At 74.9% G+C, this 20,392-nt stretch carries 17 protein-coding genes; 14 read left to right on the forward strand and 3 right to left on the reverse strand.

What is annotated here, in order from left to right; genetic code table 11:
- Window positions 1-91: 91 nt before the first annotated feature.
- The 10 genes from ACFV8H_RS21670 (at window position 92) to ACFV8H_RS21715 (ending at window position 12,599) form a co-directional block, all read left to right on the forward strand.
- A complete protein-coding gene (locus ACFV8H_RS21670) occupies window positions 92-538 on the forward strand; it encodes a hypothetical protein (RefSeq protein ID WP_380402263.1) in 447 nt (148 codons plus the stop codon).
- Window positions 539-615: 77 nt separating this feature from the next.
- Window positions 616-1,068, forward strand: coding sequence for a nucleotidyl transferase AbiEii/AbiGii toxin family protein (locus ACFV8H_RS21675; RefSeq protein ID WP_380402493.1), 453 nt, complete (start codon window positions 616-618; stop codon window positions 1,066-1,068).
- A 77-nt stretch (window positions 1,069-1,145) separates the two neighbouring features.
- Window positions 1,146-1,667: a MarR family winged helix-turn-helix transcriptional regulator gene (locus ACFV8H_RS21680; protein ID WP_380402265.1), complete on the forward strand. Its 522-nt coding sequence runs from the start codon at window positions 1,146-1,148 to the stop codon at window positions 1,665-1,667.
- Between the two features lie 120 nt (window positions 1,668-1,787).
- On the forward strand, window positions 1,788-2,303 hold the full coding sequence (locus ACFV8H_RS21685; RefSeq protein ID WP_380402268.1) for a hypothetical protein: 516 nt from the start codon (window positions 1,788-1,790) through the stop codon (window positions 2,301-2,303).
- Entirely contained in the window at window positions 2,300-3,166 is an 867-nt protein-coding gene (locus ACFV8H_RS21690; RefSeq protein ID WP_380402271.1) for an NmrA family NAD(P)-binding protein, read from the forward strand. The genes ACFV8H_RS21685 and ACFV8H_RS21690 overlap by 4 nt, the downstream gene beginning before the upstream one ends.
- 377 nt (window positions 3,167-3,543) lie before the next feature.
- Window positions 3,544-7,518, forward strand: coding sequence for a Pls/PosA family non-ribosomal peptide synthetase (locus tag ACFV8H_RS21695; RefSeq protein ID WP_380402274.1), 3,975 nt, complete (start codon window positions 3,544-3,546; stop codon window positions 7,516-7,518).
- Window positions 7,519-7,616: 98 nt separating this feature from the next.
- Window positions 7,617-8,942, forward strand: a complete 1,326-nt coding sequence (locus tag ACFV8H_RS21700; protein ID WP_380402277.1) for a M1 family metallopeptidase — start codon at window positions 7,617-7,619, stop codon at window positions 8,940-8,942.
- A 104-nt stretch (window positions 8,943-9,046) separates the two neighbouring features.
- On the forward strand, window positions 9,047-10,441 hold the full coding sequence (locus ACFV8H_RS21705; protein ID WP_380402280.1) for a serine hydrolase domain-containing protein: 1,395 nt from the start codon (window positions 9,047-9,049) through the stop codon (window positions 10,439-10,441).
- Window positions 10,442-10,806: 365 nt separating this feature from the next.
- Window positions 10,807-11,643, forward strand: coding sequence for a GNAT family N-acetyltransferase (locus ACFV8H_RS21710; protein WP_380402283.1), 837 nt, complete (start codon window positions 10,807-10,809; stop codon window positions 11,641-11,643).
- A complete protein-coding gene (locus ACFV8H_RS21715; RefSeq protein WP_380402286.1) occupies window positions 11,640-12,599 on the forward strand; it encodes a lysophospholipid acyltransferase family protein in 960 nt (319 codons plus the stop codon). Before ACFV8H_RS21710 ends, ACFV8H_RS21715 begins: the two co-directional genes overlap by 4 nt.
- A 130-nt stretch (window positions 12,600-12,729) precedes the next feature.
- Here the strand turns inward: ACFV8H_RS21715 and ACFV8H_RS21720 are convergent, their stop codons facing one another.
- A complete protein-coding gene (locus tag ACFV8H_RS21720) occupies window positions 12,730-14,292 on the reverse strand; it encodes an MFS transporter (protein ID WP_380402289.1) in 1,563 nt (520 codons plus the stop codon).
- Between the two features lie 125 nt (window positions 14,293-14,417).
- Here ACFV8H_RS21720 and ACFV8H_RS21725 point away from each other — a divergent pair, with 125 nt between their 5' ends.
- The 4 genes from ACFV8H_RS21725 (at window position 14,418) to ACFV8H_RS21740 (ending at window position 17,826) form a co-directional block, all read left to right on the forward strand.
- Window positions 14,418-15,116 (forward strand): TetR/AcrR family transcriptional regulator, encoded by a 699-nt coding sequence (locus ACFV8H_RS21725; RefSeq protein ID WP_380402292.1) that lies wholly within the window; start codon window positions 14,418-14,420, stop codon window positions 15,114-15,116.
- A gap of 71 nt (window positions 15,117-15,187) precedes the next feature.
- Window positions 15,188-15,697, forward strand: a complete 510-nt coding sequence (locus ACFV8H_RS21730) for a hypothetical protein (RefSeq protein WP_380402295.1) — start codon at window positions 15,188-15,190, stop codon at window positions 15,695-15,697.
- A gap of 132 nt (window positions 15,698-15,829) precedes the next feature.
- Window positions 15,830-16,792 carry a prolyl aminopeptidase gene (pip, locus tag ACFV8H_RS21735; protein WP_380402298.1) on the forward strand — a complete coding sequence of 321 codons (963 nt, stop codon included), beginning with the start codon at window positions 15,830-15,832 and terminating at the stop codon, window positions 16,790-16,792.
- A 35-nt stretch (window positions 16,793-16,827) separates the two neighbouring features.
- Window positions 16,828-17,826, forward strand: coding sequence for a YdcF family protein (locus tag ACFV8H_RS21740; RefSeq protein ID WP_380402301.1), 999 nt, complete (start codon window positions 16,828-16,830; stop codon window positions 17,824-17,826).
- A 114-nt stretch (window positions 17,827-17,940) separates the two neighbouring features.
- On the opposite strand, the gene mca is transcribed toward ACFV8H_RS21740, so the two are convergent.
- Together mca and ACFV8H_RS21750 are read right to left on the reverse strand one after the other, a co-directional pair.
- The gene (gene mca / locus ACFV8H_RS21745) at window positions 17,941-18,879 is read right to left on the reverse strand and encodes a mycothiol conjugate amidase Mca (protein ID WP_380402304.1); all 939 of its coding nucleotides are present in this window, start codon (window positions 18,877-18,879) and stop codon (window positions 17,941-17,943) included.
- A 50-nt stretch (window positions 18,880-18,929) separates the two neighbouring features.
- A complete protein-coding gene (locus ACFV8H_RS21750; RefSeq protein WP_380402306.1) occupies window positions 18,930-20,288 on the reverse strand; it encodes an MDR family MFS transporter in 1,359 nt (452 codons plus the stop codon).
- Window positions 20,289-20,392: the final 104 nt, after the last annotated feature.

The raw sequence follows: 20,392 nt of genomic DNA on the forward strand, positions 1-20,392 counted from the left end.
GGGGGCCCGGCCCGCCCCGCCGGGTGTGGGGGGGGCCCCCACCCCCCCCCCCCCCACGACCGGACGGACGAGCAGGCACGGAGCAGCGGAAGTGAAGGGTTACACGGGGGACTTCGAGCACCACGCCGGGCACCGTCGGGCCCACCGGGCCGTCCTCGACCACCTCCTCGCCCTGGTCGCCGCCTCCCCCCTGGGGGACTCCCTGGTGCTGCGCGGAAGCATGGTGATGCCGGCCTGGGTGGGGGACACCGCACGGGAGCCCGCCGACCTCGACTGGATCGTCCCGCCGCCGCCACTGATCCCCGTCGATCCCGGGCACCCGTACCCGTACGTGGCGGAACCGGCAGCCGTCCAGCAGTGGCCGGAAGCCGCCGACGGTGCCGCCCGGTACGAGATCTGGGCCTTCGAGGAGTTCGACACGCCCGGTCTGCGCCCCGTGGTCGCCCCCGAAGGACTGCACTGGATCAACGAGGCGGAACCGGAGGCCGACCCCTGCTCGACCTGGTACGTGAACGGCCGACGGCCGCCCCGGGGCTGACCCTCGACCCGGCCGCCGCCCGGCTCGACGGCGACTGGACCTACTCGGAGTACGACACCCCGGGCATCCGCCTGGTCATCCCCTGGCGGGCCGACGGCCTCCCGCCCGGCGAGGCGCGACTGGACTTCGCCCGCGACGAGCAACTGCCCGAGGCCCCCGTGTGGACGGCCGTCCCCCGGGGCGACGGAGCTGCGCCGACCCCCGTGCGGACCGCGAGCCGCGAGCTGTCGCTCGCCTGGAAGTTGTTGTGGCTGCATGCCGACTCCGCCGCGCAGGGCCGCGCCAAGCCCAAGGACCTCTACGACGCCGTCCTGCTCGCGGAGGCCGCCGGCTCCGGCCCCTCCCCGCAGCTGCTGCACCGGGTGTTCCGCCACGGCCCCGGCAACCCGGCGAGCACGACCACCCTGTACCTGGACACCCTCTCCCTCCAGCCCGGGGCCTGGGACGACTTCCGGGCACAGCACCCCTGGGTCCGGGGCGCGGCCCAGGACTGGCTGACCCGCCTGCGCCGAGCACTGACCGGGCACTGACCACCCGAAGGGGCCCTCCCGGGCACGGGTGACCGGGGCGGCTTGACCAGAAACTGATGAGGTGCCATATTACTTTCATGACGCAGCACCCTGAGACCGGTCCCACCGCCCCCAGCATCGAGCAGGCCCGCCGGCAGATCGCCCGCTACGGCCTGTCGGCCGATCCGCAGGCGATCCTGGTCGCGGCCCGGCTGATGGCGGCGGGGGCGCGGCTCGGGCAGGCCGGGGAGGTGCACTTCGGGCGGTTCGGCCTCTCGACCGGCCGGTACCGGCTGCTGGCGGACCTGGAGGACCACGGCGGCGAGAAGTCGCCGTCCCAGCTCGCGGCGACCCTCGGGGTCTCCCGGGCGACCGTGACCGGCCTGGTCGACGGGCTGGAGCGGGAGGGGCTGGTGGTCCGTCGGCCGTCGACCGAGGACGGCCGCGGCAACGTGGTGATCCTGACCGCGCGCGGCGCCGACCGACTGCGCGAACTCGCGCCCGAGCACTTCGCCCGGATGCAGTCGCTGGTGGGCGGCCTCAGCGTCGAGGAGCGCGCGACCTTTCTGGACCTGCTGGCCCGGGTCGTCGCGGGCATCGACGCCCTCACCGAGGACTGACGCCCCGCACCACCCGAGCCCGAGGCGGGCCGCCGAGCGGTCCGCCTTCTCTTCACCGTCATAGTTAGGTACCTAAGTACACATACTTAGGCGCCTCACCACATCCATCGAGGAGCAACCGTGAGCAAGAAGGCCCGCGGGGCACCCCCGCCCTTCGTCCTGTGGCGGGAGGTCCTGACCTCCTACGCGATGCCCGCCGTCAGCGCCGCGATCGGCGGGGCCGTCACCCGGCAGCCCCAGTTGATCGTCGCCGCCTTCACCACCATCGGCGGCACCTCCGCCCTGGTGGCCGCCGCGCTCGGCGCCGTACTCCGCCGCCGCCCGGCCCGGCCCGCGCCGCCCCGGACGCCCCGGGCACTCGCGGCCGCCGCCTCCGGGCTGCTCGCCGCCGCACTCGGCCTCGCCGTCGGCCTGGCCGCCGCGCGCTGGCTCCCGCACCTGCCGCACCTCCCGCACCTCCCGGCGCTCGCCGACAGCCCCTGGCCGCGGCGACTGCCGGTCGACCTGCCGGTCTCCTCGGCGATCGCCGCGACCATCACCACCTGGCGCTGGCGCGGCAGCCGGCCCACCCGGGAACCGCAGCACCGACTCCCCGGCAACACGACCACCCCCCGACCCGAAAGGCAGACATCATGATCGTCATCATGGGCGCCGGAGGCGCCACCGGCGGTGCCACCCTGCGCAGCCTGGCCGCCCTGGGCGCACCGACCCGCGCCCTCAGCCGCGACCCCGCCCGACTGGCCGCCGCGCTGGACGACCACACGCTCGCCCGGACCACCACCCTCCCGGCCGACGCCGCCGACCCGGCCTCGCTGCGCCGGGCGTTCCAGGGCGCGCACCAGTTGTTCCTCACCATGGCCAACGGCCCGCACCAGGTGCAGTACGAACTGGCCGCGATCGAGGCGGCCGTCGACTGCGGCGTGGAGCACATCGTCAAGGTGTCCGCCCCCACCGCCGAACCGGACTCCCCGGTCGCCGTCTCCCGGGGCCACCACCTGGTCGAGGAGCACCTGCGGTCGCTGGGCGTCACCACGACCGTCCTGCGGCCGTACGCCTTCCTGCAGAAGCTGCTGCTCCTGGCGCCCGGCGTGGCGGCCGGCGGGGTGCTGCACGGCGCGATGGGGCAGGCCCGGTGCAACTACGTGGACGTCCGGGACATCGGCGACGCCGCGGCCGAGGTACTGACCCGCCCGGAGCTGGCCGGCGGCAGCTACCCGCTCACCGGCGGGCGCGCCTACAGCTACCCGGAACTCGCCGCACTGCTGGGCGAGCTGCTGGGCCGGCCGGTCCGCTACCTCGACCTGGCGCCCGGCGAGCTGCACGCCCACCTGGTCGGCCGGGCCGGGATGCCGGACTGGCTGGCCGCCCACGTGGTGGAGATCCAGCAGCTCGCGGTGGTCCGCAAGGAGGTGCCGGACGACACCTTCATCCGCCTGACCGGACGCTCCCCGCGCAGCCTGGCGGCCTTCCTCGGCGAGCACCTGCACCTCTTCCGCTGACCGTCCGCCCCCCTGGCGGGCCGGATCCGGTCCGCCAGGCCCGGCCTGGCCGGCCCGCCACCCGAACAGAGCAGCATTTCCTGTGGCATGGGTCACGATCGGAAAACTGACCTGACGATCCGTCAATTCGACTGACGAATCGTCACATCGACACGAACGGGCATCAGTTGTCAGCTGACATGACGTCAGATTCGGCCGTTCAAGGCGAAGTTGACCCTTCTACTGCCCACTGCCGGTTCGCCGCCCCGGGGCTACCATCGGTCGGGTTGTCCGCTCCGGCCCCGGAGCGGGGTCACCCGTCGAACAGGTGATCCCGCCGCCCCAGGGGCCGGACATCGGTAGGAACGGGGCGAGGACAGAGGAGCGCACGGGCTGCCATGACCGCTGAACCGAGCCACCCGAAGCAGAACGCCACGCCACCGCGGCCCGCGCCGCAGCCCGCGCCGGGGCCAGGGACGGAGCCGGGGACGGACTCCGCCCCGGCCCCCGCCGCGCCGCCCAGGGCCCTGTTCCCCGGCCGCCCGGCCGCCGCCCCGCGCACCCTGGTCGACGTCCTGGACGCCACCGTGCGCGCCCACCCCGACGAGCCGGCCCTCGACGACGGGCGCACCGTGCTCAGCTACCGGGCCCTGGCCGCCGAGGTGGAGCAGCTGCGCCGCCGCCTGGCCGCCGCCGGGATCGGCCCGGGCGACCGGGTCGGCGTCCGGGTGCCCTCTGGCACCAACGACCTGTACGTCTCGATCCTCGCCGTGCTCGCGGCCGGCGCCGCCTACGTCCCGGTGGACGCCGAGGACCCGGACGAGCGCGCCCAGCTGGTCTTCGGCGAGGCCGCCGTCGCCGCCGTGCTCGGCGCCGAGCGCGCCCTGACCGGCACCGCCGAGCGCGCCCCGACCAGCACCGCGGAGCGCACGCCCGCCCGGGAGCGCCGCCCCTCCCCCACCGACGACGCCTGGATCATCTTCACCTCCGGCTCGACCGGCAGGCCCAAGGGCGTCGCGGTCACCCACCGCAACGCCGCCGCCTTCGTCGACGCCGAGGCCGCGCTCTTCCTCCAGGAGGAGCCGATCGGCCCCGGCGACCGGGTGATGGCCGGACTGTCGGTCGCCTTCGACGCCTCCTGCGAGGAGATGTGGCTGGCCTGGCGGCACGGCGCCTGTCTGGTGCCCGTCCCGCGCTCCCAGGTGCGCAGCGGCGCCGACCTGGGCCCCTGGCTGGCCGAGCAGGAGATCACCGTGGTCTCCACCGTCCCGACCCTGGCGGCGCTGTGGCCCGCGGAGGCGCTCAACGAGGTCCGGCTGCTGATCTTCGGCGGCGAGGCCTGCCCGCCCGAGCTGGTGCAGCGCCTGGTCACCGAGGGCCGCGAGGTGTGGAACACCTACGGCCCGACCGAGGCCACCGTGGTCGCCTGCGCCGCCCTGCTGACCGGTGACGGCCCGGTCCGGATCGGCCTGCCGCTGGACGGCTGGGACCTCGCCGTGGTCGACGAGGCCGGGCAGCCGGTCGCGCCCGGCGGCACCGGGCAGCTGGTGATCGGCGGGGTCGGCCTGGCCCGCTACCTCGACCCGGAGAAGGACGCCGAGAAGTACGCCCCGCTGCCCTCGCTGGGCTGGGAGCGCGCCTACCGCAGCGGCGACCTGGTCCAGGCAGACCCGGCCGGCCTGCTGTTCCTCGGCCGCACCGACGAGCAGATCAAGCTCGGCGGGCGCCGGATCGAGCTCGGCGAGGTGGACGCCGCGCTGCAGGCGCTGCCCGGTGTGGCGGGCGCGGCCGCGGCCGTACGGACCGCGCGCGGCGGCAACCAGCTGCTGGTCGGCTACCTGGTGGTCCAGGACGGCTTCGACCGCGAGCAGGCCGTGGAGCGGCTGCGCGCCGAGCTGCCCGCCGCCCTGGTGCCGCTGCTCGCCCCGGTCGAGACCCTGCCCACCCGCACCTCCGGCAAGGTCGACCGCAACGCCCTGCCCTGGCCGCTGCCCGAGCTGGAGGCCGCCGGGCCGGGCGAGCGGCTGTACGGCACCGAGGCCTGGCTGGCCGAGCAGTGGTCGGAGATCCTCGGCGTGCAGGTGGCCGGGGCCCGGGACGACTTCTTCGCCATCGGCGGCGGCAGCCTGGCCGCCGCCCGGCTGACCACCCTGCTGCGCACCCGCTACCCGAACGCCGCGGTGCTGGACATCTACCAGCACCCGACGCTGCGCAAGCTCGCCCGCCACCTGGAGCGCACGGCCACCGCCGACGGCGAGACCCGTACCGTCACCCTGGTGCCGACCAGGGCCAAGCTGCTCCAGCTGCTCCTGCTGGTCCCGCTGTTCACCGTGGTCGGCCTGCGCTGGACGGTCGCCCTGCTGGCCGCCGGGAACCTGCTCGCGCACGTCGGCGACTACCCGTGGGCGCCCACCGCCTCCTGGTGGGCGGTCGGTGCGGGCGCGCTGCTGCTGTACAGCTCGCCGGGCCGGCTGGCGATCGGGGCCGGCGGAGCCCGGCTGCTGCTGCGCGGTCTGCGCCCCGGCAGCTACCCGCGCGGCGGCGGCGTGCACCTGCGGCTGTGGGCGGCCGAGCGGCTCGTCGAGCTGAGCGGCGCGACCGAGCTGTCCGGCGCCTGGCTGGTCCCCTACGCCCGGGTGCTGGGCGCCAAGGTCGCGAAGGAGGTGGACCTCCACTCGCTGCCGCCGGTGACCGGGATGCTCAAGCTGGGCCGGGGCTGCGCCGTCGAGGCCGAGGTCGACCTCTCCGGTCACTGGCTGGACGGCGACCGGCTGGAGGTCGGCCAGATCAAGGTCGGCGCCGACGCGGTGGTCGGCACCCGTTCGACGCTGCTGCCCGGTGCCCGGGTCGGCAAGCGCGCCCAGGTGCTGCCCGGCTCCAGCGTCACCGGCCAGGTGCCGACCGGCCAGCGCTGGGGCGGCGCGCCCGCCGTCAAGCTGGGCCGGGCCGAGTGGTCCTGGCCGGCCGAGACTCCCGTGCGCCGGCCCGTCTGGGCCGCGCTGTACGGCGCCGGCGACGCCCTGCTCGGCCTGCTGCCGGTCCTGCCCGCCGCGGCCGCCGTCGCCGTACTCTCCCGGTTCGTCGAGCAGGGCGCGGGCCTCGGCCCGGCGCTCGGCGGCGCCCTGCTCGGCCTGCTGCCCGCCACCCTGGCGTACGGCGCGCTGTACGCGGCGCAGCTGGTGGTGCTGGTCCGGGTGCTGAGCACCGGCCTGGTACCCGGGGTGCACCCGCTGCACGGCCGGGTCAGCTGGCAGGCGTGGACGGTCAGCCAGCTGATGGACCGGGCCCGCGAGGTGCTCTTCCCGCTGTACGCCGGACTGGTCACCCCGCTGTGGCTGCGGGCGCTGGGGATGCGGGTCGGCCGGGGTGCCGAGGTGTCCACGGTGCTGGCGCTGCCCAGCCTGACCACGGTCGGGGACGGCGCGTTCCTGGCCGACGACACCCTGATCGCCCCGTACGAGCTGGGCGGCGGCTGGATGCGCCTGGGCGAGGCGAAGGTCGGCGACCGGGCCTTCCTCGGCAACTCGGGGATGACCGCGCCGGGCCGCTCGGTGCCCAAGCGGGGCCTGGTGGGCGTGCTGTCGGCGACGCCGGCGAAGGCGAAGAAGGGCAGCTCCTACCTGGGCATGCCGCCGGTGCGGCTGCCGCGCGCGGCCGACCGGGCGGACCAGAGCCTGACCTACGAGCCGCCGGCCCGGCTGCGCTGGGCGCGCGGGCTGGTCGAGCTGGCCCGGCTGCTGCCGGTGCTCGCCTCGGGGGCGCTGGGCCTGCTGACCGTGGCGGCGCTGTCCTGGCTGGCGGACGGCTCCCCGCTGACGGCGGCGCTGCTGTCCGGCCTGGTGCTGCTGGCGGCGGGCGGGGTGGCCTGCCTGGTGGCGGTGGCCGCGAAGTGGCTGCTGGTCGGCCGGTTCCGGGCGGTGGAGCACCCGCTGTGGAGCGGCTTCGTGTGGCGCAACGAGCTCGCCGACACCTTCGTCGAGGTGCTGGCGGTGCCCTGGCTGGTCGGCGCGGTACCGGGCACCCCGGTGCTGAACCTGTGGCTGCGCGCGCTCGGCGCCAAGGTCGGGCACGGCGTGTGGTGCGAGAGCTACTGGCTGCCGGAGGCGGACCTGGTCACCCTCGGCGACGGGGTCAGCGTGAACCGGGGCTGCGTGGTGCAGACCCACCTCTTCCACGACCGGATCATGCGGATGGATACTGTGGTCCTCCGCGAGGGCGCCACCCTGGGCCCGGGCGGGATCGTGCTGCCCGGCAGCACGGTGGGCGAGCGCAGCACGCTGGGCCCGGCCTCGCTGGTGATGCGGGCCGAGTCCGTCCCCGCGGACACGCGGTGGCTGGGCAACCCCATCGAGGCGTGGCAGACCACGTCGTGACCACCCCTCCCCCTGGTACGACCGCTGGTACCACCGCCGGTACGACCGCTGGTACGACCACCCCCACCCGTCCCGGCCCGCAGGAAGCGCCCGCCCCCGTGAAGCCCAAGCACGCCCCGCCGGCCGCCGCCGGTCCGGACCCGTACTTCCCCGCCAGCGGCGACCACCGCTACCGGGTGCACCGCTACGAACTCGCGCTGGACTACCGGCCCGGGCCCAACCGGCTGGCCGCCTCGGCCCGGCTGAGCGCGGTCGCGGATACGGCCCTGGCCGAGTTCGCGCTCGACCTGGCCGAGTTCCGGATCGGCCGGGTGCTGGTCGACGGCAAGGCCGCCCGCTACACCCACCGCGGCGGCAAGCTGCGGATCCGCCCGGCGAAGGCGCTCGCGGCGGGTGCGGCGTTCACCGTCGAGGTGCACTACACCGGCAACCCCCGCCCGGTGCGCAGCCCGTGGGGCGGCCTGGGCTGGGAGGAGCTGACCGAGGGCGCGCTGGTGGCCAGCCAGCCGGTCGGCGCGCCGTCCTGGTTCCCGTGCAACGACCGGCCCGCGGACAAGGCGACGTACCAGGTGGCGGTCACCACGCCGTCCCCGTTCACGGTGCTGAGCGGCGGACGGCTGCTCACCCGGACCACCCGGGCGTCCAGCACCACCTGGGTGTACGAGCAGAGCGCGCCGACCTCGCCGTACCTGGTGACGGTCTCGATCGGGCACTACCGGGCGGTGCCGCTGGCCGCCCGGCCGTCGGTGCCGCAGACCGGGTACGTGCCGGAGCGGCTGGTCGGGGACTTCACCCGGGACTTCGCCCGGCAGCCCGCGATGATGGCCCACTTCGCCGAGGTCTTCGGGCCGTACCCGTTCGGCGAGTACGCGGTGGTGGTCGCGGACGAGGAACTGGACGTCCCGGTGGAGGCGCAGGGCGTGGCCACCTTCGGCACCAACCACCTCGGCGGCGGCTGGGAGCGGGAGCGGCTGATCGCCCACGAGCTGGCCCACCAGTGGTTCGGCAACAGCGTCACGATCGCCGACTGGCGGTACATCTGGCTGAACGAGGGCTTCGCCAAGTACGCGGAGTGGCTCTGGTCCGAGCACGCCGGGGGCCCGGCCGCGGCCGTGCACGCCGCCGCCGCGCACCGGCTGCTGGCCGGGCTGCCGCAGGACCTCCGGCTCGGCGACCCGGGCCGCCGGCTGATGTTCGACGACCGGCTGTACCAGCGCGGCGGCCTGGTCGTGCACGCGCTGCGGCGGGCGCTCGGCGAGGACGCGTTCTTCGCGATGCTGCGGGACTGGGCCGGCGTCAACCGGCACGGCGTGGTCACCACCGGCGACCTCCTCGCGCACACCTCCCGGTACACCACGGCCCCGCTCGGCCCGCTGTTCGAGGCGTGGCTGGAGCGGCCGGAGCTGCCGCCGCTGCCGGGCTGAGCGGGTAGTCGGCCGGGCCGAGCGGATGTGCCGGGCCGGACGGATGTGCCGGGCCGAGCGGATATTCGGCCGGGTTCCCGGGCCGGCTGGGCTACTGTCCGGGCATGCCGAACAGTGATCATCTCACCGACCTGCCCGACCCGCTGCTGCCCACCACCGCCCGCGCCCTGCTGCACCGCACCGCCGTCGCCCAGGCCGAGGGCCGCACCCCCTCGATGGTGGCGGGCGTGGTGCGGGACGGCCGGCTGGTGTGGACCGGCGCCCGCAGCATGATCGAGGGGCACGCACCGGACCTGGACGTCCAGTACCGGATCGGCTCGCTCACCAAGACCTTCGCCGCGGTACTGGTGCTGCGGCTGCGCGACGAGGGCCTGCTCGACCTCGCCGACCCGCTCGGCCGCCACCTGCCCGGCACCCCGGCCGACGACCTCACCGTCGCCCAGCTGCTCGCCCACTCCGGCGGGCTCGCCGCCGAGACGCCCGGGCCCTGGTGGGAGCGGACCGACGGCGGCCTGCGGCCCGAACTCGACGGCCTGCTGGAGGAGTCCGGCCCGCTCAAGCACCCGGCCGGGCGCCGCCACCACTACTCCAACCCCGGCTACGCGCTGCTCGGCGCCCTGGTCGAGCGGCTGCGCGGCGAGCCCTGGGGCGAGGTGCTGCGCCGAGAGGTGCTGGCCCCGCTCGGCATGGACCGCACCACCCTGCTGCCCGAGCACCCGCACGCCGGGGGCTTCGCCGTCCACCCGTGGGCCGACGTCATGCTCCCCGAGCCCCTCACCGACACCGGGCTGATGGCCCCCGCCGGTCAACTCTGGTCCACCGGTGCCGACCTGGCCCGCTGGGCCGCCTTCCTCGCGGCCGGTGACGACAAGGTGCTCAAGACCGACACCCTCGCCGAGATGCGCCGCCCCGAGGTCGGCCCGGAGGACGCCGAGTGGACCTCCGCCTACGGCCTCGGCGTGCAACTGTCCCGCCACGAGGGCCGGGTGCTGTACGGCCACACCGGCTCGATGCCCGGCTTCACGGCCTGCCTGTGGATCAGCCCCGAGGACGGCCTGGCCGCCTTCGCGCTGTCCAACGCCACCGGTGCCGGCACCGGCCGGCTGACCGCCGAGCTGATCGGTATCACGGCCGCCCACGAGCCCCGGCTGCCCGAGGCCTGGCGCCCGCTGCCCGAGGTCGACGAGGAGCTGCTGGCCCTCACCGGGCCCTGGTACTGGGGCGCCGCGCCCAACGCCCTGCGGCTGCGCGCCGAGGGCGTCCTGGAACTGACCCCGCTGACCGGCGCGGGCCGGGGCTCCCGCTTCCGGCCGCAGCCGGACGGCACCTGGCTGGGCCTCGACCGCTACTACGCGGGCGAGACCCTGCGGGTGGTCCGGCACCCCGACGGCACGGTCAGCCACCTGGACGTCGGCTCCTTCGTCTACACCCGCGAACCGTACGGGCCGGCCGACGCCGTCCCGGGCGGCGTCGACCCGGCGGGCTGGCGGGCCTTCTGACCCTCGGGGCGGCCCTGGGACCGACCCTCGGCGCACCGGCTGGGAGCGGACCGCGGCTCTGAGCCTCGGAGCGCCGGTTCGGCGCACCGGCTGGGGGCGCGTACGCATCAGGTGCGCGCCCCCGTTGTCCACCCCGGACGAACGACCGCCCGGTGCCGGGCAGATGACCGACAGGCCAAGGCCCGCCCTGGGTGGTCCCATTCAACAGGTGCACATCTGCGCTCCTCCGGCCCGCAACGTGAATGCCAACCGGCTTGGAGACACATACGGGGACCGGTCCGCGCCCGATGCACGACCCCAGCGGGCCGGGACGGTGCCCTGGCGATCCACGGCACCGCCGATCGTGCTGCCCTGGAGGGTCCGCCATGACCACCGTCCCCACGTACGCTCCGTCCGCAGTCGCCCCCACCCACGACACCCCGGCGGTCCCCGCGCCCCGCACCCGGCCGGCCCCGGCGCCCACCGCCTACACCGTCTCCCTCGCCCGCGACGAGGACGACGTGCGCGCCGCCCAGCGGCTGCGCCACCAGGTCTTCGCCGCCGAGCTCGGCGCCGTCCTGCACAGCCCCGTCGCCGGACTCGACGTCGACCCCTTCGACGAGTACTGCGACCACCTGCTGGTCCGCGAGGGCGAGGACGGGCCCGTCGTCGGCACCTACCGGCTGCTCCGCCCCGAAGCCGCCCGCCGGGCCGGACGGCTGTACTCCGACGGCGAGTTCGACCTCTCCGCGCTGGCCCCCGTCCGGCCCGGCCTGGTCGAGCTCGGCCGCTCCTGCATCAGCCCCGAGCACCGGGGCAACGGCGCCGTCATCAACCTGATGTGGGGCGGCATCGCCCGCTACCTCGCCGACACCGGCAACACCTGGGTCGGCGGCTGCTGCTCCATCGACCTGGCGGACGGCGGTGCCACCGCGGCCCGGGTCTGGGACACCGTCAGCGCCAAGTACCTGGCCCCGGCGGAGTACCGGGTCACCCCGCACCGCCGCTGGGACGCCACCGGCGTGCCGCGCGCCGAGCGCGGCGCCCTGCCCGCCCTGCTCCGCGGCTACCTGCGGCTCGGCGCCTGGGTCTGCGGCGAGCCCGCCCACGACCCGGACTTCGACTGCGCCGACCTGTACGTCCTGCTGTCGCTGGAGCGCACCGACCCGCGCTACCTGCGGCACTTCCTGTCCGGAACTACCGCCCCGGGCAGTTCGTCATGAGCGTCTGGCTGCCGACCGCGCCCTGCCGGCCGGAGACCTGCCTGGGCGAGCGCGCACCGGAGGTCTCGCACCCCCGGCGCGTACTGCGGCTGACCGCCTGCCTGGTGGCGGTGGCGGTCGGCGTGCTGCTCACCCTGCCGGTGCGGCTGCTGCCGTACGGCGCCCGGGACCGGCTGATCCGGCTCTGGGCGCGGGTGGTGCTGCGCTCCCTCGGGGTGACCGTCCACCTCGGCACGGCCCGGGCGCCCGGGGCAGCCGGGCGGAGCGGGACGGCCGGGGCGGGCGGGGCGGACGGACAGGCCCGGGCGGACGGGCGGACCCGGGCGGACGGGCGGACCGGGGCGGGCGACTTCCTCCGGAGCGGCTCCGCCCGGAGCCGGGACGGCCGGGCGGTCGGCGCCGACGGGGCGCTGGTGGTCGCCAACCACGTCTCCTGGCTGGACATCCCGCTGCTCGCGGCCGGTCGCCCCGGGCGGTCGCTGGCCAAGACCGAGGTCCGGCGGTGGCCGGTGCTCGGGCCCCTGGTCGCCTGGGGCGGCACCGTGTTCCTGGACCGCGACCGGCTGCGCACGCTCCCGGACACCGTGGCGGCGGTGACCGAGGTGCTGCGCTCCGGACACCCGGTGATCGTCTTCCCGGAGGGGTCGACCTGGTGCGGGCGGGAGAGCGGGCGCTTCCGGCCCGCGCTGTTCCAGGCCGCGGTGGAGGCCGGCGCCTTCGTCCAGCCGGTGACGATCCGCTACCGGCTCGCGGACGGGCGGCCGACCAGCGCGCCCGCCTTCATCGGCGACGACGGACTGCTCACCTCGCTCGCCCGGGTGGTCGCGGTGCGCGGGCTGGTCGCCGAGGTCACCTTCCTGCCGCCGATCCCGCCGCCCGGACCGCAGCCCACCCGGTCGGGGGCCCGGCGGGAGCTGGCCCGGGCGGCCCAGGCCGCGGTGGAGGGGATCCGCTGAGCCGGTGGGGCCCCGGGCGCGTCAGAACGGTCCGGGAGCACCCGACCGGGGCACCGCTCGACCAGGGCGCTGCTCGACCGAGGCGCTGCTCGACCGAGGCGTTGCTTGACCGGGCCCCGGCCGACCGGAGCTACCGGTTCGCCCCGGCCAGCTCTTCCGCCTGCGCTGCGCCGGGGTCGGCCTGGGCGATCGGGCGGGCCCGGCCCAGCAGCACCGCGACCAGCACGGCGGTGACGGCCAGTGCGGCCGATCCGCAGCGCAGTGCGAGGTGGATGCCGTCGACGAAGGCGCCGTCCACCGCCTGCTGGACGGGTGCGGGCAGCGTTCCGGCCGGGCCGCCACCGCCGTGCGCGGCACCGGTGGACGCGTCCGCGATCGGCCCCACCGCCCCGGCAGGGACACCGAGCCGGTGCAGGGCCGAGGTCAGCTCGTCCGTCATCCGGTTGGTCAGGACGGCGCCGAGCACCGCGATCCCGAGCACGCCGCCGAGTTCGCGCAGGGTGTTGACGGTCGCCGAGGCCATCCCCGTCCGGGCCGGAGCGACCCGCCGGAGCACCGCGATCGAGATCGGGGTGAAGGTCAGACCCATCCCGAAGCCCAGCGTGAACAGCGTCCAGAGGTACTCGACGTAGTGGGCGTGGTCGCCGTACAGCGACAGCCCGCCGAGGCCGACCGCGCAGAGCGCGAGCCCGAGCACCATCGGCAGCCGGGGGCCGTACCGGGCCGCCAGCCGGCCGGACAGCGGGCCCGCCACCACCAGCATGGCGGTCATCGGCAGCCCGCCGTAGGCCGCGCCGGAGGGGGACCAGCCGAGCACGCCCTGCATCATCAGCGGCAGGAAGAACAGCGCCCCGAACATCCCGAAGCTGACCATGAAGCCGCTCAGCAGCGCTCCGTTCAGCGCACTGTCCCGGAACAGCCGCAGCTCCAGCATCGGCTCGGCCAGGCGTAGTTCGAGCAGCAGGAAGGCGACCAGCAGGGCGAGCGCGGCGGCGCCGCAGCCGACCACCAGGGAGTCGCTCCAACCCCGTGACGGTCCCTCGACCAGGGCGTACACCAGCAGCCCGAGGCCCGCCGCGGAGAGCGCGAAGCCCCCGAAGTCGATCCGCCGGGCCCGCGGCGGGATGCCCGGGAGGACCTTGGCGGCGAGCACCACGCCGACCACGCCGATCGGCACGTTGATCCAGAACACGCTGGCCCAGCCGAGGTGTTCGACCATGGGGCCGCCGATCACCGGGCCGACCGACAGGCCCAGTGCGGACACCCCCGACCAGAGGCCGATGGCCCTGGTGCGCTCGCGCTCGTCGGTGAACACGTGGCCCAGCAGGGTGAGGCTGCCCGGGGTGAGCAGCGCGGCGCCCACGCCCTGGACCATCCGGCCGCCGACCAGCACCTCGATCGTCCCGGCGAGCGCGGCCACGGCGGAGCCCGCCGTGAACAGGCCCAGCCCCAGCACGAACATCCGGGTGCGGCCGTAGCGGTCGCCCACGGCGCCGCCGGTCAGCACGAGGGCGGCGTAGACCAGGCTGTAGCCCTCGGCGACCCACTGGAGGCCGCTGATCCCGGCGTCCAGGTCCTGCCCGATGCGGGGCAGGGCGACGTTGACGACGACGTTGTCCAGCATGGCCATGAACATGGCCACGCAGAGCGTCAGTAGCGCGAGCCGCTTGCGGCGGGCGCTCGTTCCTTCCATGGGTTCCCTCCCACGCCTGAGCCCCTAACACCGTTAGGGGCGGGTCCGGTGCCCACAGAGTGCCCCTAACGGTGTTAGATTGCAAACGGGATTCCGCAGCCGCACCCGGAGGTGTCCGCACAGCCGTGCCGGAGAACGACAGCGCCGCACCGGCGCACCACGCCACGCCCCCCGCCCTGACCAGGGAAGCCCTCGCCCAGGCGGCGCTCCGCGTGCTGGAACGGGACGGCCTGGCCGGACTGTCCATGCGCAAGGTCGCCGCCGAGGTCGGCGTCAAGGCCGCCTCGCTGTACTGGCACGTCCGCAACAAGGAAGAGCTGCTCGACCTGCTCAACGACGCGATCATCGCCTCGGCCGAGCCCCCGCCCCGCGAAGGCGGCTGGCGGGTCCAGATGCGCGGATACTGCTGGAACTACCGTCGGCTGCTGCACGAGAACCGAGACGCCGCCAAGGTGATGGCCGGACGCCTCGCACCGGGACCGCACATGCTCGGACTGCTGGACGACCAGCTGGACCGCCTGCGCGAGGCCGGGTTCTCCGACACCCACGCCGCCCTGACCACCTACCTGCTGAGCTCCTTCGTCCAGGGCTTCGTCCTCCAGGAACAGTCGCCGCTGTCGGCCGCCGAGGCCCAGGGCGCCAGCCGACTGGACGTCGTCACCGAGGTCCGGGAGCGCTTCCGCGCACTGCCCGTCGAGGACTTCCCCAACCTGGTCGCACTCGCCGCCGACCTCACCGAGCCGAACCTCGACGTCCGGTTCGAGTTCTGCGTCGAGCGCATCCTCGACGGACTGGCCGCCCTGCTGCCGCCGGACCACCGCTGACCTGCGGCGCCGCCACGAGGATCCGCTACGCTACCCACCGGGTAAAGGGTGGGCAAAGGAGTGGGTGGGGCATGGCCGGGGACCAGGCAGCACAGGAACCGGGGGCAGAGACGGGCGCGGGGCCTCGCGCAGAGACGGGCGCAGAGACGGGCTCGGAGCCGGGCTCGGAGCCGGGCGGGCATCAGCCCGGGGACCCGACACCCGTCCCCAACGGTCAGGTCGGGCTGGCCACCGGCCTCTCGACCGGCCTGGCCCGCGACTCGGCCGGCTGCCTCGGCGAGTTCGTCCTCGAAACCGTCGGCGGCGTGCTGCTCCTCGCACTCACCACGGGTTCCCTGGCGGGCGCCTTCTTCCTCGCCCAGACGCTCCACCGGACCAGCCCGGCCGCCGCCTACGCACTCGCCGCGGCGGGCCTGTGCGGTCTCGTCCACGGCATCCGCCACCGGCGCCGGCCGAAGGAACAGCGCACCCGGCTCGGCCGGGTCACCGCCGGGATCGCGGGCGCGCTCGGCCTCTGGCTGATCCTCTGCGTCGGCTACGCCTCCTTCGACACCGCCTTCGGACTGAACATCGGACTCTGAGCATCGGACTCTGACCACCGGACGCTGGATACCGGGCCCCGAATACCGGGCTCCGAATTCCGGACTCCGCCCCGCCCGACAGCGGGTAGGCTCACCCGGCGCCCCGTCCGAACGTCCACGGAGGAGTCCCCGATGTCCGAGCCGTACCAGCACGACGAACCCTACGCACGGGGCCTGTTGGACGTCGGCGACGGGCAGCGGATCCACTGGAACACCTCCGGCGCCCCCGGCGGGAGGCCCGCCGTGGTGGTGCACGGCGGGCCAGGATCGGGCCACAACCCGGGCAGCCGGCGGTACTTCGACCCGCAGCGCTACCGTGTCGTCCAGTACGACCAGCGCGGCTGCGGACGCAGCCTGCCGCACGCCGCCGACCCGTCGACCGGGCTGGAGCACAACACCACCGCCCACCTGGTCGCCGACCTGGAACGGCTGCGCGAGCACCTGGGCATCGACAAGTGGCTCCTGTACGGCGGCTCCTGGGGCTCCACCCTGATCCTGGCGTACGCGCAGGCCCACCCGGAGCGGGTCTCCGCGATCGTGCTCTGCGGGGTGACCACGACCCGCCCGGCCGAGGTCGAGTGGCTGTACCAGGGCGTCGGCCGCTTCCTGCCGGGCCCGTGGGCGGAGTTCCGCGACTTCCTGCCCGCCGCCGACCGGGACGGCGACGTGTTCGACCTGCTCTCCGCCTACAGCCGGCTGCTCAACAGCCCGGAGGAGGGCACCCGTCGGGCCGCCGCCCGCGCCTGGGCCGCCTGGGAGGACGCGGTGATCTCGCACGAGGTGCTCGGCAAGCCGAACGCCTACTCGGACCGCCCCTCCGACGCCCTGATGGCCTTCACCCGGATCACGGCGCACTACTTCTCGCACCGGGCCTTCCTCCCGGACGACCAACTGCTGCGCGACGCCGGCCGGCTGGCCGGGATCCCGGGCGAGCTGATCCACGGACGGCTCGACCTCGGCGGCCCTCTCGACACCGCCTGGCACCTGGCCGAGGCCTGGCCGGAGGCGAAGCTGACGGTGATCGACGAGGCCGGACACACCGGCAGTCCGAAGATGGCCGAAGCCCTCCGCGCGGCCGTCGACCGCTTCGCCTGATCCACCTCTCCAAGCCTCCCCCTACGATACGAACCATGCTCGCCTACGCTCCAGCCGCGCTGTTCTTCCTCCTGTTCGGAATCGGGGTACTGCGCGACCGACGCCAGTTCAGCAACGCCGTGCTGCTCGGCATCGCCGTCTCGCTCCTCGCGCTCGCCCTGGTCGCCGAACTCCGCAAAGCACCCACACTGGTGGCGGAGCTCGCAGCCGTGGCGATCGTCCTGCTGCCCACCGTCGGAACGGTGGCCCTGGTCTGGTTCCTGCTCGCCAACGGCGTGACGATGATCCGCAAGGAGGGCACCCGTCCGGCCAACCTGCTGTCCCTGCTGGCCGGGCTCGGCATCATCGCCGTGATCGCGCTGCTGGGCGCCGCCATCGTCACCCACTCACCGCGGCTCGCGATCCTGGCGGGCACCGCCGTCCTGGTGGTCGGCTACATCTCCTTCCTCTTCGTCTGCTTCGTCGGCTATGCCTTCCTGTACGGCCGCCACCGGCCCCGCCGGGACGTCGACTTCGTGGTCGTCCTCGGCTCCGGGCTGATCGGCGGCGAACGCGTGCCGCCACTGCTGGCCAGCCGGCTCAACCGGGGCCGCGAGGTGTACGAGGCCCAGGCCGCGCGCGGCAACCCGCCGGTGCTGATCACCTCCGGTGGCCAGGGCCCGGACGAGAAGCTGCCGGAGTCCCACGCCATGGCCGACTACCTGGTCGAACGCGGCTTCCCCGCCGAGCACATCGAGCGGGAGGACCGCTCGCGCACCACCGAGGAGAACCTGCTGTTCAGCCGGGCCATCATGGAGCAGGCCAAGCCCGACTACCGCTGCGTCGTGGTGACCAACAACTTCCACGCCTTCCGGGCCGCGTTGACCGCCCGCAGGACCGGCGTGAACGGGCACGTCTTCGGCTCGCCCACCGCCCGGTACTACTGGCCGAGCGCGACCATCCGCGAGTTCGCGGCGATCTTCCTCTCGCACAAGCTGGTCAACTTCGGCATCTGCGGCCTCCTCGCGCTCTGCGGGGTGCTGGCAGCGCTCTGAGCGGCTCCCGGCCCCGGCGGCCCCTGCCCTGCCCCTGCCCCTGCCCCTGCCCCTGCGGCCTACCCCGGCTTCGGACGCCCGGCTCAAGGCCTGCCGGACTCAAGGCCCTCCCGCTCAGGACCGATCGCTCATCTCCTCCTCCCCGGCGTTCCGGCCGACCCGCAGCCCCGCGAACAGGTCGGCCTCCACCGCACCCGCCCCGATGGCACCTCCGGCGCCTTCGGGACCGGCCGCGAAGCTGCGCGCCAAGTGGTAGTCCTCCGTCGGCCAGACCTCGCGTTCGACGTCCCGCGAGTGGGCCATGAAGGCCACCCCGGGCTGGACCTGGGTGGCGTGCGCCAGCATCGCCGCGTCCCGGACGGCGAACTGCTCGGCACACGCGATCCGGGTGGTGGTCGCGAGGGCGGGCGGGGTATCGGGCCACCCGGCGAGCAGTTCACCCATCGCCGAGGGGATGCCACGCTCCGTCATGGCGTCGTGGATCGTCTGGAACCAGGGCCGGGAGAGCGCCAGGTGGTAGTAGAGCTTCGCCGTCTGCCAGGGTTCGCCGGCCTCCGGGTGGCACTTCGGATCGGCGGCGGCCTCGAAGGCCTCCACGGCGGCCCGGTGGGTCATCACGTGGTCCGGATGCGGGTACCCGCCGGTCTCGTCGTAGGTGATCAGGACGTGCGGACGGAACTCCCGGATCAGCTCGACCAAAGGCGCCGCCGCGACCTCCACCGGCTGGGCGGCGAAGCAGCCCTCCGGCAGCGGTTCGTCCGGGCCCGGCATCCCGGAGTCGACGAAGCCGAGGAACCGCTGCCGCACGCCGAGGATGTCGCGCGCGGCCGCCATCTCCTCGCGCCGGATCCGGGTGAGGTCGGCGCGGACCTCCGGGCGGTCCAGCTCCGGATTGAGCACCGACCCGCGCTCGCCTCCGGTGAAGGTGGCGACCAGGACGTCCACGCCCTCCGCGGCGTAGCGGGCGAGGGTGGCCGCCCCCTTGCTGGACTCGTCGTCGGGGTGGGCGTGCACGGTGAGCAGACGCAGGCCGCCGGGGTGCTTGGTGAACACGGGTACCTCCAAGGTCGTGGTTCGGAAGGGAACTGCGGAATGATCTTCGGTCAGGCCGCCCCGCGGGCGGCGCCCGGGTAGAGCAGGGCCGGCGCGATCGAGAGCGCGGACAGGGCCAGCACCCACCAGAAGGTCGTGCCGAAGGCCGCGCCGGGAAGGCCCGGCCGCCCCGCCTGTGCGCGCTGGAGGACCAGTGTCAGCACCGCCGTACCGAGCGCTCCGCCGAGCCGGTTGAGCACGTTCACCGCGCCGGCGGCAGCGGGCACCTGAGCCTTGTCGACGCTCCCGTACACCGCCGCCATGCCGGGGATCACGATGATCCCCATGCCCACCCCGCGCAGCGCCAGCGAGCCGACGACCAGCCAGTCCGCCGGGCCGGAGCCGCGCCCCAGCTGGGTGAAGGCGAGGGTGCCGAGCAGCGAGCAGCCGATGCCGAGCAGGATCAGCGGGCGCGGCGCGACCCGGTCGGCTATTCGGCCGGAGAGCAGCGAGGTGACCGCCGTGCCGAGCGCCTGCGGCGCGAGCAGCAGCCCGGCCGCGACGGCGTCGGTGTGCTCCACCTGCTGGTAGTAGAGCGGCACCAGGAACATCGAGCTGTACAGCACGGCCCCTTGCAGGAAGCTGTTCGCCGTCGCCACCGCGAAGCCCCGCCGGGCGAACAACCGTAGGTCGATCAGCGGGGCCCGGCCCGCACCGCGCCCGACCCGCAGCGCGTGCCACCCGTAGGCCACCAGCAGCACCGCCCCCGCCGCGGCCGCCACCCGGCCGACCGCGCCGCCCTCGCCGATCGTGGCGAGCCCGTAGACCAGGGCGGTCAGACCGGGCGACAGCAGCGCCAGGCCCGTCACGTCCAGCCTGGGCGCCGGGAGTTCGGACCGCTCCGCGGCCGGGAGCCACCGCGCCGCCAGCAGCACCGTCACCAGCCCGACCGGCACGTTCAGCAGGAACATCCAGCGCCAGTCCAGGTGCTCCAGCACCAGCCCGCCGAGGACCGGCCCCAGGACGGGAGCGAGACTGATCGGAAGCAGCAGCGTGCCCATCACCCGGCCGATCCGGGACGGCCCGGCGGCCTGCACCATGATCGCCTGCCCCAGCGGCTGGATCATCCCGCCGCCGACGCCCTGCAGCACCCGGAAGGCGATCAGGCTCCCCGTCGACCAGGCCAGGCCGCACAGGGCGGACCCGAGCACGAACAGCACCACCGAGGCCAGCCAGGCCCGGCGGGCCCCGAACCGGCTGGCGGCCCAGCCCGAGAGCGGCATGGTCAGCGATATCGCCAGCAGGTATCCCGTCGCCACCCACTGCACCGCCGCCACCGAGCTGTGCAGCTCACGGGTGACGGCATCGATGCCGACGTTCACGATCGTGGTGTCCAGCAGCGCCATGACCGGGCCCAGCGCGAGCACCACCCCCGTCCTCATCAGGCCCGGCGGCAACGGCTCCGGCCTCGTCGACCGGGCCGCCCCCGGCCTGCCCCTCCTCGCGACCGAGACGGTCATGCGCCCTCCCCAGG

The sequence above is a fragment of the Kitasatospora sp. NPDC059827 genome (assembly GCF_042731675.1).
In the GTDB taxonomy this organism is placed as follows: domain Bacteria; phylum Actinomycetota; class Actinomycetes; order Streptomycetales; family Streptomycetaceae; genus Kitasatospora.